This window comes from Pseudomonas sp. WS 5412 (assembly GCF_012985615.1).
Taxonomy (GTDB): domain Bacteria; phylum Pseudomonadota; class Gammaproteobacteria; order Pseudomonadales; family Pseudomonadaceae; genus Aquipseudomonas; species Aquipseudomonas shahriarae.
Genome location: NZ_JAARMB010000015.1, coordinates 35,507 through 48,792, shown reverse-complemented (window position 1 = coordinate 48,792; position 13,286 = coordinate 35,507). Strand labels below are relative to the sequence as shown.

11 protein-coding genes are annotated in these 13,286 nt (G+C 57.2%); 5 read left to right on the top strand and 6 right to left on the bottom strand.

Annotated elements, in window-relative coordinates; genetic code table 11:
• Positions 1–35: 35 nt before the first annotated feature.
• From kdpB to kdpF, 3 genes are read right to left on the bottom strand one after another with little or no spacing between them, the layout of a single operon-like run.
• Positions 36–2,099 (bottom strand): potassium-transporting ATPase subunit KdpB, encoded by a 2,064-nt coding sequence (gene kdpB / locus HBR94_RS19145; RefSeq protein ID WP_170045385.1) that lies wholly within the window; start codon positions 2,097–2,099, stop codon positions 36–38.
• A gap of 5 nt (positions 2,100–2,104) precedes the next feature.
• Entirely contained in the window at positions 2,105–3,799 is a 1,695-nt protein-coding gene (gene kdpA, locus HBR94_RS19140; RefSeq protein WP_170045384.1) for a potassium-transporting ATPase subunit KdpA, read from the bottom strand.
• An 8-nt stretch (positions 3,800–3,807) separates the two neighbouring features.
• Positions 3,808–3,897: a K(+)-transporting ATPase subunit F gene (kdpF, locus tag HBR94_RS19135; protein WP_032863112.1), complete on the bottom strand. Its 90-nt coding sequence runs from the start codon at positions 3,895–3,897 to the stop codon at positions 3,808–3,810.
• A gap of 400 nt (positions 3,898–4,297) precedes the next feature.
• On the opposite strand from kdpF, the gene eat reads away from it, so the two are divergent.
• The 3 genes from eat (at position 4,298) to HBR94_RS19120 (ending at position 6,666) form a co-directional block, all read left to right on the top strand.
• Positions 4,298–5,662 (top strand): ethanolamine permease, encoded by a 1,365-nt coding sequence (gene eat, locus HBR94_RS19130; protein WP_057439205.1) that lies wholly within the window; start codon positions 4,298–4,300, stop codon positions 5,660–5,662.
• Positions 5,663–5,773: 111 nt separating this feature from the next.
• Entirely contained in the window at positions 5,774–5,941 is a 168-nt protein-coding gene (locus HBR94_RS19125) for a DUF2897 family protein (RefSeq protein ID WP_081044204.1), read from the top strand.
• 134 nt (positions 5,942–6,075) lie between these two features.
• Positions 6,076–6,666, top strand: a complete 591-nt coding sequence (locus tag HBR94_RS19120; protein WP_057439206.1) for a TetR/AcrR family transcriptional regulator — start codon at positions 6,076–6,078, stop codon at positions 6,664–6,666.
• Positions 6,667–6,683: 17 nt separating this feature from the next.
• Here the strand turns inward: HBR94_RS19120 and HBR94_RS19115 are convergent, their stop codons facing one another.
• Positions 6,684–7,019: a helix-hairpin-helix domain-containing protein gene (locus HBR94_RS19115; protein ID WP_169961266.1), complete on the bottom strand. Its 336-nt coding sequence runs from the start codon at positions 7,017–7,019 to the stop codon at positions 6,684–6,686.
• 304 nt (positions 7,020–7,323) lie between these two features.
• Between HBR94_RS19115 and HBR94_RS19110 the strand changes: the two genes are divergently transcribed.
• On the top strand, positions 7,324–8,184 hold the full coding sequence (locus tag HBR94_RS19110; protein ID WP_115129375.1) for a 3-hydroxyacyl-CoA dehydrogenase NAD-binding domain-containing protein: 861 nt from the start codon (positions 7,324–7,326) through the stop codon (positions 8,182–8,184).
• 47 nt (positions 8,185–8,231) lie between these two features.
• On the top strand, positions 8,232–8,972 hold the full coding sequence (locus HBR94_RS19105; protein WP_057439208.1) for an N-acetyltransferase: 741 nt from the start codon (positions 8,232–8,234) through the stop codon (positions 8,970–8,972).
• A 65-nt stretch (positions 8,973–9,037) separates the two neighbouring features.
• On the opposite strand, the gene HBR94_RS19100 is transcribed toward HBR94_RS19105, so the two are convergent.
• Together HBR94_RS19100 and HBR94_RS19095 are read right to left on the bottom strand one after the other, a co-directional pair.
• On the bottom strand, positions 9,038–11,032 hold the full coding sequence (locus tag HBR94_RS19100) for a nucleoside-diphosphate sugar epimerase/dehydratase (protein WP_057439209.1): 1,995 nt from the start codon (positions 11,030–11,032) through the stop codon (positions 9,038–9,040).
• Positions 11,033–11,215: 183 nt separating this feature from the next.
• A complete protein-coding gene (locus tag HBR94_RS19095; protein ID WP_170045383.1) occupies positions 11,216–13,273 on the bottom strand; it encodes an acyltransferase family protein in 2,058 nt (685 codons plus the stop codon).
• Between the last annotated feature and the right edge of the window lie 13 nt (positions 13,274–13,286).

The window sequence follows — 13,286 nt, the reverse complement described above, 5'->3', positions numbered from 1 at the left end:
CGTGACCTGTAGGAGCCAGCTCCTACAGGGTTGGGTCAGACCAGGTGCAGCGCTGTCAGCAGCATGTCGATCGCCTTGATCCCGGCGAACGGCACCACAAGCCCGCCCACGCCATAGATCAACAGGTTGCGTCGCAGCAGTGCCGCCGCACTCGCCGCCTGCACCCGCACACCGCGCAGGGCCAGGGGGATCAACACCACGATGATCAGCGCGTTGAACACAATCGCCGAAAGGATCGCGCTCTGCGGGCTGTTCAGGTGCATCACGTTAAGCACCCCCAGTTGCGGGTAGATCGAGGCAAACAGCGCCGGCAGGATGGCGAAGTACTTGGCCACGTCGTTGGCAATCGAAAAGGTGGTCAGCGCACCACGGGTCACCAGCAATTCCTTGCCGACCTGCACCACGTCCAGCAGCTTGGTCGGGTCGCTGTCGAGGTCGACCATGTTCGCCGCTTCGCGCGCCGCCTGGGTGCCGTCATTCATGGCCATGCCCACGTCCGCCTGGGCCAGGGCCGGGGCGTCGTTGGCACCGTCGCCACACATGGCCACCAGGCGCCCGTCGTTCTGCTCGTGGCGGATGCGCGCCAGTTTCTTCTCCGGCGTGGCTTCCGCCAGCACATCATCCACACCCGCTTCGGCGGCAATCGCGGCGGCGGTCAATGGGTTATCGCCGGTCACCATCACCGTGCGGATCCCCAGCTTGCGCAGCTCGGCAAAGCGCTCACGAATACCCGGCTTGACCACGTCCTTGAGGTGGATCGCGCCGAGCAATTTACCGTCGGCACACACCAGCAACGGAGTGCCGCCGCTCTGGGCGATCTTGTCGATTTCCCGGGACAACGCGGGCAACAGGTCTTGGCGTTGCAGACCGATAAACGCCAGCAGCGAATCGACAGCGCCTTTACGGTAGACGCGGCCCTGGTAATCCACCCCGGACAAACGCGTTTCGGCGCTGAACGGCACGCCGGTCAGCTCTTGCACAGAGGGCTCGGTGTACGGATGCGAGGCGCGCAGGTATTCGACGATGGATTTGCCTTCTGCCGTATCGTCGGCCAGCGAGGCCAGCAGCGCGCCTTCGGCCAATTCCTTGCCATTGACGCCGGGCGCGGCATAGATGCCTGCACAGCGCCGGTTACCGAAGGTGATGGTGCCGGTCTTGTCCAGCAACAGCACATGCACGTCCCCCGCCGCTTCCACGGCGCGCCCGGACTTGGCGATCACGTTGAGGCGCACCAGGCGGTCCATGCCGGCGATGCCGATGGCCGACAACAGGCCACCGATGGTGGTGGGAATCAGCGTGACCAGCAGCGCCACCAGGAACACCAGGGGCAGGCTGCCATTGGCGAAGTGGGCGAAGGGCTGCAAGGTCACGACCACCAGCAGGAAGATCATGGTCAAGCCGATCAGCAGGATATCCAGCGCCACTTCGTTGGGGGTTTTCTGGCGTTTGGCGCCTTCCACCAAAGCGATCATGCGGTCCAGTGTCGATTCACCAGGGTTGGCGGTGATGCGAATCACCAGCCAGTCCGAGACCAGCCGGGTATTGCCGGTGACGGCCGAGCGGTCGCCGCCGGATTCGCGGATCACTGGTGCGGATTCACCGGTAATCGCCGCTTCATTGACCGCCGCAATACCCTCGATGACTTCGCCGTCGCCAGGGATCATTTCCCCGGCCGCAACCCGCACCACATCGCCTTTGCGCAGGCTGGTGGCGGGCACTACCGTAAAGCTGCCGTCTGCCTCCTGGCGTCGTGCACTCAGGCCTTCACTGCCAGCCTTGAGGCTGTCGGCACGGGCCTTGCCACGGCCCTCGGCCAAGGCTTCGGCGAAGTTGGCGAACAGCACGGTGAACCACAGCCACAGGGCAATCTGCACCGCGACAAAGGTCGGCACGCTGCTGTCCGGCACCAGGCACAGCACGGTGGTGAGGATCGCGGTCAGCTCGACCACCAGCATCACCGGCGAACGCTTCAACTGGCGCGGGTCCAGCTTGACGAACGCCTGGATCAGCGCCGGGCGCCACAGGGCCGAGATCGCGGTCTTGGCCGACTCCTGAGTCTTGACCGGAGCAGCATTGTTTACAGGCATATTCATGTTCATACCCCTTAGAAGCCCATGCTCAGGTGTTCAGCGATAGGGCCCAGTGCCAGCGCCGGCAGGAAGGTCAGGCCGCCCACCAGCAAAATGGTCACGGTCAACAACGTCACGAACAACGGGCCGTGGGTCGGGAAACTGTCCTGGCCAATCGGTGCGCTTTTCTTCATCGCCAGGCTGCCGGCGAGGGCCAGGATCGGGAGGATGTAGCCGAAGCGCCCGATCAACATGCCCAAGCCCAGCATCAGGTTATGAAACGGGGTATTGGCGCCCAGGCCACCAAAGGCCGAACCGTTGTTGGCACTGGCCGAGGTGTAGCCATAGAGCAACTGGCTGAAGCCGTGGGGGCCGGGGTTGCTGATGGTTGCAGCAGTGGCCGGCACGCTGGCGGCAATCGCGCCGAGCACCAGTACGCCTACGGGCATCACCAACAGGGTCACCACCAGCAGTTGCACTTCCCGGGCCTGGAGTTTCTTGCCGAGGTATTCCGGGGTGCGGCCGATCATCAAGCCGGCGAGGAACACCGCGATCAGCACGTTGAGCAGCATGCCGTACATACCGGCACCGACGCCGCCGAAGATCACTTCGCCGACCATCATATTGACCAGCGCCACCATCCCGCTCAGGGGGTTGAGGCTGTCTTGCATGCCGTTGACCGAACCGTTGGACGCCGCCGTGGTGGTCACCGACCACAACACGGTGCCGGTGGTGCCGAAACGCATTTCCTTGCCTTCCAGGGGCGCAGTCTGCTCGACCGCCGGGTTGTTCAGGGTCGGGTTGGGCTGGTACTCGGACCACAGCGACACCGAACCGCCAATCAGGAACAGCGCGAGCATGCAGCCGAGAATCGCCCGGCTCTGGCGCAGGTCCTTGACGTAGTGGCCGAAGGTGAACACCAGCGCCACCGGAATCAGGATGATCGCCGCCACTTCAAACAGGTTGGCCCAGGCGGTCGGGTCTTCGAACGGATGCGCCGAGTTGACCCCGAAGAAGCCACCGCCGTTGGTCCCCAGTTGCTTGATCGCAATCTGGCTGGCCGCCGGGCCGAGTGGGATCACCTGATCGACGCCCTGCATCGTCAGCGCGCTGACGTAGTGAGCGAAGGTTTGCGGCACGCCCTGCCAGACCAGAAACAGCGCCAGCACCAGGCACAATGGCAGCAAGCCATAGAGGGTGGCGCGGGTCATATCCACCCAGAAATTGCCCAGGGTGCTGGCGGACTTGCGACCAATCCCACGGCAAAGGGCGACAAGCACCGCAAGGCCAGTGGCCGCACTGACAAAGTTCTGCACGGTCAGGCCGACCATCTGGCTCAGGTAGCTGAGGCTGGCTTCACCGCTGTAGGACTGCCAGTTGGTGTTGGTCATGAAACTGACGGCGGTATTGAACGCCTGCGTCCATTCCTGCCCAGGCAACTGCTGCGGGTTGAGCGGCAGGTAGTCCTGGAACAATAGGATCGCAAACAACAACAAAAAGCCCGCCAGGTTGAAGGCCAGCAGGGCCAGGGTGTACTTTTGCCAACTTTGTTCTTGTTGTGCATCGACCCCGGCCACGCGATAACACACGCGCTCGACCGGCCCGAACACTGGCGTAAGCCAAGTGCGCTGCCCTTCCATCACCTTGTAGTAGAACCGCCCCAGAAATGGCGCTGGAACCAGCACCACGGCGAAGAAGGCGATGATCAGCCAATAGTCATAACTGTGCATAGCCGCTCCTAGCCCCGATCCGCGCGCAACAGCGCAACCAGCAGATAAATGAATAGCGCCACGGCCAGTAGCAGTGACACCCCATCCAGAACACTCATGGAAGTTTCTCCGTCAGACGGCGACTGCCGCGTATGGAGGTATTGTCCGCAGGAGGGGTGTAAAGGAACGAGGGCGAGGGGGTGGAGGGGGCGTAAAGATGGCGTAAAGAGTGGGTTGGACGTGAGGTTTTTGGGGCTGTTGAGGCCGCTATCGCGGGCAAGCCCGGCTCCCACAGTTGACCGGGTGCATCCTTTGGAATACGGCTAAATGCGGCAGCCGGGCTTGCCCGCAATAGCATCAGCCCATCCGCCGCCGCCCTACCCTGGTGCACGGAATTACGGTCGCAAACAACAAACTATCTCCCGGGCGACAGTTCCTGCCCTTTACGACGCCCTTTTCCAAGCTGGCATGGCCGCTGCAATGTCCTGAAACATTCCAAACCGTTCTGGGAGCAGCGCAATGAACACCCAACTCAAGCCCACCTTGGGCACCTTGCATCTGTGGGGCATCGCCGTGGGGCTGGTGATCTCCGGCGAATACTTTGGCTGGAGCTATGGCTGGGGCGTGGCCGGGACGCTGGGCTTTTTGGTGACGTCATTGATGGTCGCTGCCATGTACACCTGTTTCATCTTCAGCTTCACCGAACTGACCACCGCAATTCCCCATGCCGGCGGGCCGTTTGCCTACAGCCGGCGGGCGTTCGGCGAGAAAGGCGGGCTGATCGCCGGGCTGGCCACCTTGATCGAGTTCGTCTTCGCGCCTCCGGCGATTGCCCTGGCCATCGGCGCCTACCTGAATGTGCAATTCCCCGCACTCGACCCGAAACACGCAGCGGTCGGGGCCTACTTTGTGTTCATGGGCTTGAATATTCTCGGGGTGAAACTGGCCGCGACCTTCGAGCTGGTGGTGTGCGTGCTGGCCGTGGCCGAACTGTTGGTCTTTATGGGCGTGGTGGCACCGGCATTCAGCTTCAGCAACTTCGCCCTCAACGGCTGGGCGGGTGCCGACACCTTTGGCGCGCCGGCGATAGCCGGGATTTTTGCCGCGATCCCCTTCGCCATCTGGTTCTTCCTCGCCATCGAAGGCGCCGCCATGGCCGCCGAAGAAGCCAAGGACCCCAAGCGCACGATTCCCAAGGCTTATATCAGCGGCATCCTGACCCTGGTGTTTTTGGCCATGGGTGTAATGTTCTTTGCCGGCGGCGTGGGCGACTGGCGCACCCTGTCGAACATCAACGACCCCTTGCCCCAGGCAATGAAAACCGTGGTAGGTGAAAGCTCCGGCTGGCTGCACATGCTGGTGTGGATCGGCCTGTTTGGCCTGGTGGCCAGCTTCCACGGCATCATCCTCGGCTACTCGCGCCAGTTCTTCGCCCTGGCCCGCGCCGGCTACCTGCCCTCCTCCCTGGCCAAGCTGTCACGCTTCCAGACACCCCACCGGGCCATCCTCGCCGGCGGCGTGGTGGGCATCGCCGCCATCTACAGCGACGGCCTGATCAACCTCGGCGGCATGACCCTGACCGCCGCGATGATCACCATGGCCGTGTTCGGCGCCATCGTCATGTACATCATGAGCATGCTCAGCCTGTTCAAGCTGCGTAAGAGCGAACCGTTGCTGGAACGCACCTTCCGCGCGCCGGGCTACCCGATCGTGCCGGCCATTGCGCTGATCCTGGCGCTGGTCTGCCTGGTGGCCATGGCGTGGTTCAATACCCTGATCGGCCTGATCTTCCTCGGGTTCATGGCCGCAGGTTTCATCTACTTCCAACTGACCGCCCAAGACCGCGCCGATGCGCCAGCGGATGCGATGTTGACCGGGCTCTAAACCAGCGAGGCAGAACGGGCCTACAATGGAACGACTGACGAAAGCCGTCACTCAAAGCTGATAGTGCCGTGGGGAATCTTCCCCATGGCAGTCGGCCTCAAGGAGAGCCCTATGCCCTGGTATGCCTGGTTGATCATGGTGGTCGCCATCGGTTCGATCGTTGGTGGCTTGCTGATGCTGCGTGACAGCGCCAACAAAGTGGAACTGACCGACGAACAACGCAAACGTGTCGCCGAGCGCAATGCTCAGGCCGACGCCAAGGACGCGCAGGATCGCTGAAACAAACGCCCCGTGCTGACCGTTACCGGCAGCACGCCAGGCGAGTCAATCTAGATTAAGGCAAATTTGTAATCGCTCCGCGAAACAGCACCAAACCTTGGTTAATATGGCCCCATGTTTCAGAGGGCCCTCTCATGCGCTACTCGCACAATCACAAAGCTCAAACCCACCAGCGCATCATTAAAGAGGCGTCGGTGCGCTTTCGCCGCGACGGCATTGGCGCCACCGGCCTGCAACCCCTGATGAAAGCCTTGAACCTGACCCATGGCGGGTTCTACGCCCACTTCAAATCCAAGGACGAACTGGTGGAAAAGGCCCTGCAAGCCGCCTCCGCCGAACTGGACGCGCATTGCGCGATGCTCTTCAGCCAGGAACGACCGCTGGAAGCCTTTATCGACAGTTACCTGTCAGAGTGGCATCACACCTCCCCCGACCAAGGTTGCCCGTTGCCCACCATGTCCTCGGAACTGGGACAGCGCGGGCAACAGAGCCCCACCACCGATACAGTCCTCGACGCCCGGCTCAAGCAAATCGAAACCGCATTGGGCAGCCCCAATGCCGACGAACAAAGCCTGGTGATGATGTCGACACTGGTAGGTGCATTGGTCCTGGCGCGCAGTGTCGAAAACCCGGAACTGGCGACACGCATTCTCGACGTGGTGCGAGAAAGCCTGAAAACCGGGGTCAATACAGCCCCTGCCGACATAAAAAAGGCCGGTCAATGACCGGCCTCCTGCCTTGATTACTTAACCTCCAGCCTGTCGCGATTCTTCTCCAGCAGCGACTTGCCAATCCCCTTCACTTCCAGCAACTCATCCACCACCGTGAACGATCCATTGGACTCGCGATAAGCAATGATCGCCTTGGCCTTGGCCGCGCCAATGCCGAACAGATCACGGCGCAGGGTTTCAGCGTCCGCTGCGTTGAGGTTGACCTTGGGGGTGGGTTGTTCGCTTGCGCTCAACTGAGCCGCGAGCGGCTGCGGCGCCTCAGGCTTGGCCGATGGGGCGGCAATCGACACGGCGGACAGGCTGGTGAGGAAGGCAAAAAGCAGGGAGGAAAAAACGGTTCTACGCATTAGAGACGCTCCATGACATCAGTGGGAAAAGCAGCTTTCCGAAGCTGCTTTTCAAACTTAGGTGATGTGGGGGGATAGTCAAAAATGGGTGAGTTACAACATATGGCAGCCGAAAATAAGCGCCGCCCTCCTCAGCAACCACGTGGCCAGGGGCTGGAGAGACAAAGTAAAATCAACACCTGCCTGAAATATCAACGCTTATCTAAACGCCCTGTGTCGGAGCAGGCACTGATTGCTTCATCTTGCCAGGTGAATTGGATATCATGGAATTTTTCGAAAAGAAGCGAGCCGGGACGAAATGCGAATGTCGACAGACCTGTACTCTGTAGCGGTAATTGGAACAGGCACTATGGGTAAAGGAATAGTACAGATCCTCGCGCAGTCGAATCAAATCTCGACCGTATTCTGGAAAGGGCGCAGCCTTGCTTCTGTTAATGACTCTCTAGTTGAGTTGGAAAACCAATGGAGTCGCCAAGTAAAAAAAGGCCGCCTGGAAGAATCACTTGCCCGTCAATACCGCGAAAAAATAGTTACTGTTGAGCATTACACTTCACTGTCTGACTCAAAGCTAATCATTGAAGCTATTGCAGAGAACATGGATGCCAAACAAGCGATATTCAAAGAACTTTCGACTATTTCCTCATCCGAAATGGTCCTGGCTTCAAATACATCCTCGCTGTCAATCACCGGACTAGCCTCGCTGTGTGCCTTCCCTCAAAACGTAGTTGGCCTACACTTCTTCAATCCGGCGCCGGTCATGAAACTAACTGAAGTTATTGCTGGACTAGCCACTTCAAGTGACACGCTTGACTGGGCGGTTAATTTTTCCAAGGGCTTGGGGAAAGAGCCTGTCATTGTTAACGAAGCCCCCGGATTCATCGTCAACCGCATGTTGATTCCAATGATCAACGAAGCCATCGGTATTCTTGCAGAGGGCGTCGCCACGGCCGAGGAAATTGATAAGGCGATGCGCTACGGCGCCAACCACCCAATAGGCCCGTTGGCACTTGCGGACTTGATTGGCAACGATGTGAATCTCTCGATCATGGAAACACTACACAATGAAACAGGCGACCCAAAATATCGTGCCCATGCGCTGCTGAGAAAAATGGTCAGAGCCAATCATCTCGGTAGAAAAACAGGCCAGGGTTTTTATAAATACTAATTCGTAAACAATGCGCTTTCAAAGTGCGTTGCAGAAGGGAGATATCAATGATACATGCAACCGCACTTATAGATGATGGTGCAAAAATTGGAAATAATGTCAGTATTGGCCCTTACAGTATTGTTCATAAAAATGTCGTTATCGGTGATAACACCGAGATCGGGGCTTACTGCGAAATTGGCTTGCCGACAAAGCTTGCAAACGGACGCCCGTTGATCATTGGCAAAGACGCCGTCATCCGCTCTCACAGCGTATTTTATGAAGGCTCGACTTTTGGTACAAACCTGGTTACAGGCCATCGAGTCACAGTAAGAGAGCTGACAACAGCGGGCGACGGTTTCCAGATTGGCACTTTGGGCGATATCCAGGGCCACTGCGAGATTGGCGACTATGTCAAATGCCATAGTAATGTTCACATTGGACAGCACTCGACAGTAGGCAACTACGTCTGGATCTTCCCCTACGTGGTCCTGACCAACGACCCTCACCCGCCGAGTGAAGTGATGGCAGGCGTAACAATCGAAGATTTCGCGGTCATCGCCACCATGTCGGTCATACTGCCCGGCGTTACCGTCAAAAAGGGTGCCTTGGTAGGTGCCCACAGCTCCGTGAATAAGGACGTCGCTCCAGATGCCGTGGTTGCCGGCTCGCCCGCAAAGTTTATTTGCGGCACGGAGAAGATCAAATTGAAGGATGGTTCGGGGAATCACGCCTATCCATGGCGTCGCCATTTCCACCGCGGCTATCCAGAGAAAGCCGTCGCTGAATGGATCAAGGAATTTTCGTAAGACCCGCTGACGTCGGCTCATCGGTAAACCTTTTCACAGGTCTCACCGATGAGCCAGATAGTACTTCAAGGCTCCAGGCGACGCTGCTGGTAGATCCAGTCCACGATCTCACCATCCGGAGCATATCCACTGACCGTATCGCGTAGCAGTTGACGGACCCGGCTGTAGTCGTCCGCATCAACCGCTGCCAGTAGTTCTGTCAGCTTCCCTTTGAGTATCTCCCAATCCAGATGATCCTCGTTGGCACTCATAATCATCGGATGCTGGGTGGCTACTACGTTGTCGCCAATCAGCAGCTCTTCGTAGAGTTTTTCACCGGGACGCAACCCGGTGAACTCAATGGCAATATCACCATGAGGGTTTCTATCCGAGCGAACACTCAAGCCAGACAGATGAATCATCTTCTCTGCCAACTCGACGATTCTCACCGGCTCGCCCATATCGAGCACGAACACATCCCCGCCCTGCCCCATTGAGCCCGCCTGGATCACCAACTGGGCCGCTTCAGGGATAGTCATGAAGTAACGCGTGATCTTCGGGTGAGTGACCGTGAGCGGTCCACCTGATTTGATCTGCTTGTGAAACAACGGAATAACCGAGCCGGACGAACCCAGTACATTGCCAAAGCGAACCATGGTGAAACGGGTCTTATTGACACGGGAAACATTGGTCTTGTCGCCAAACAATACCGGTGCCAACTCACGGCTCAACGCCTGCAACGTCAATTCGGCCAAACGCTTGGTACTGCCCATTACATTGGTCGGGCGCACAGCCTTGTCCGTGGAGATCAGCACAAAGTTGGAGACCCCCGCCTGCAGCGCTGCCTGGGCGGTGTTCAATGTACCAATGACATTGTTCAGAACACCCTCTGCAATGTTGTGCTCAACCATCGGTACATGCTTGTAAGCTGCCGCATGGTAGACAGTATCGACATGCCAGGTTTTCATCATGTCGAGCAATTTTGCCTGGTTGCGTACCGAACCTAGGATCGGCAGCAAGCGAACTGGCAGCGACTCACGGGTAATACGCTGCTCAAGCTCGGACAAGATGCTGTAAAGGTTGAACTCACTGTGTTCGAACAGCAACAAAGTAGTCGGACGCAACGCCAGGATCTGCCGGCACAGCTCTGAACCAATAGAACCTCCCGCCCCCGTCACCAGGACGCTCTGTCCCTTGATGCAATGCTCCAGCAGGTCGCCCTGGGCCGGCACGGCATCACGCCCGAGCAAGTCGGCAATGTCTACTTCCTGAATGTCATCGACCTTCACCCGGCCACTGGCGAGATCCATGAAACCCGGCACGCTGCGTACGTGCAGCGGAAACCCTTCCAATAGGCCGAGAATCTCACGACGCCGCGCACGATTGGACGACGGAATGGCCAACAGAATTTCCTGGGCCCCCGTGGTGTCGATCATCTGTTGAATGTGCTTAGGCTTGAACACTTGGAGGCCGGAAATGACGCGATCCGAAATGCTGCTGTCGTCATCAATAAAAGCCACCGGGCGCATGACCCGTCCCATGCGAAGTGCGGCAACCAGTTGATTACCGGCAGCACCTGCGCCGTAGATCGCGACCTTGGTCAGGCCATCATCACGACTGGTAAACGGTACATGCTGGGCTGCCGCAAACCAGTCACCCAAAAAGTACTGGCGCATGGCCAGGCGCAAACCACCAATCATGATCAGACTGAGCCACCAGTAGTTGAACACAATAGAGCGTGGCACGACATTTTCGTGGTTGCTGTACCAATAGACGACAACCCCGAGAATTAGCGCCGACAGGCTGACCGCCTTGATGATAGCGATGAGCGCATCATTACCGAAGTACCGCATTACGGCGCGATACATGCCAAAACGGATAAACAGCGGGATCGAAACGATGGGTGCGCTGATGAACAGCCATGAATGCAAGACGATGGGGTTGACCAACTCGTCTATCCCGAGACGAACAACAAACGCCATCCACAGGGCGATCCAGACCAGCACGATATCGGCGATGACCTGGAGGATCCGTTTGCGTCTGCGAGGAAGACTCAGCAAATATGCCCGTAATTTATCCATGTTGTTACCGACTACCCCTTACTACAAACAATTGAAAAAACGCTTGACGGGCGCCGTCCACCCGTCGCTCTGATGAATTAACACGCCTAATGTCGTGGTTTTCACGGCATCATCAGAGTCCCACGCCCAACAAATCATACAGACTTAAGTATCCAAGCCAAAAAAATGCCCCCAGCCGTCTGCCTAGTTGACGGGGCTGGATGTGTATCCTGTTTCAACCAGCTTTCTGATAATCAACGGGCCCAACGCCTTTTCGGAAAAATACACCGATGCCAGGGGCGTCAAATGACCATAGTCGAACGTTACCAGGCCGGTTTTTCGGTCATCTCCCAGATACGTAAGGCAGCCGTCCTGATCACAAAATACGCTGATCGCCGACAGATACTCAAAACCTCCGGCACCCTGCGTGTATTGCTGCGCCAAGAGTTTATCAGTCTCAAGCGGCACAGGCAGAAGGTTACTGGATATCCGGCGCGGGGTTTGCGACCAGTATTTCCTTATGACCAATTGATACAAGTTTTGATCAAAACGGGGAACCGGCCCTACGACAATAACTCTCTTCACTCCGGCCCCTGTGGCTTCGCGTGCGAGTTCCTTAAAACTGTTGACCGAGTCATGGCCTTCAAGTTGCGCGATAACCAACACGTCCGGTTTTTCCTTGCGCATCACCTCCAGCGCAAACTCGTTTGATCGGTCGCAATACTGGCGCCCCCCTGTAGCGCGCCCTGGCAGGTTTGCCTCGCAACCTGAACTGGCTACCTGAAGGAGAGAGACATCGTGGGGTAACGTTTCCCTTAAACCGTACGAAAACTGCTGGGCATGGGAGTCGCCCCAGACCATTACCTTGGTATTGCTGACCGGGGTGTAGCAGCTCGCATCAATCTGTTGACGTGGTGTCATCGTCGCATTGCCCGCCCGATAGCTGTCGACATCAAAGAAGTCGCACTCGAACCTATACTTTTCAAACAGTCCGTGTTTGCTGGAATATGCCCAGCCGGGCAAGGAGTTCTCAAAATATTGAGCAAACCCCTCTCGTTCCTTGAGCGAAGACGGCAATCCAAAACGGTCAACAAAGCCGCTTTTTACAAAGGTCATGCCTCCGACTACGGCAAGTGTACCGCCGATGACAAGTAGCACTGGGGCCTTGGGGAATTTCGGGCTGATCTTGCGTAGCGGTAACTCGAGGAACCTGTAAGTCACATAAGCCAGCAAAACACTGACGCCTACTGCGAACATGCCGGAAAGAAGATTTAACTCATCCCCCCCTATGATCCGAATGAAGGTAATGACAGGCCAATGCCACAGGTAAAGGGGGTAGCTGATTAGGCCAATCCATACCAAAGGCTTGCTGGCCAGGAGCTGGCTATTCAGCCACGCCCGTGGACCTGCAAGGATCATCATCACGGCACCGCTGACCGGCATCAACGCCCAAAAACCTGGAAAAGCCTTGTATTTATCGATCAGGACAACCGAGGCGAACAAAAAGAACAGCCCCAGTACGGAGAGAATATTGCTGGCGCGCAATGAACCTATTGCGACTCCCGGCACTGACTTACCGAACACAGAGAAGTACGCGAGCAGGCTACCGGACAGTATTTCCCAGAACCTATATTGCGGCATGTAGAAGGCTGCGGAAGGGTTCACCGACAGTTTATAAAGGCCTGCGCCGAAGGAAATCAACGCCATGCCGATCAGGAGTGGCAGTACCAGGACCCGCCGCCGCCAAAAAACCCAAGCTGCCAGAGGAAACAAAATATAAAACTGCTCTTCGACACCCAATGACCATAGGTGAAGCAGGATTTTTAGTTCTGAAGATGTATCGAAATAGCCTGACTCCTTGTACAGCACCAGGTTTTGGATAAACCCGATACCACCTAGGATATGCTTGCCCAGAAACTTGAACTCCGCCGCCATCAGCGCAAACCAACCTACCGCGTAACAGGCGAGCAGAACGATGATCAACGCAGGAAAAATGCGGTTAACCCGGCGTTTGTAGAAATCAAAAAAACTAAAATTACCGGCCTCAAGGCCTTTAAAAATAATGCTTGAGATCAAATAACCAGAGATGACAAAAAAAATATCAACACCAATAAATCCGCCACGCATATAAGCCGGAAAGGCGTGATACAAAACAACTGAAATGATCGCGAATGCACGTAACCCATCGATATCAGGCCGGTAGCTCAAATGGGATGCCAATGAGTGGTTTTTTTTCACTTCCTCATTGTGTCCTTGGATCATTGCCCTGCCACCC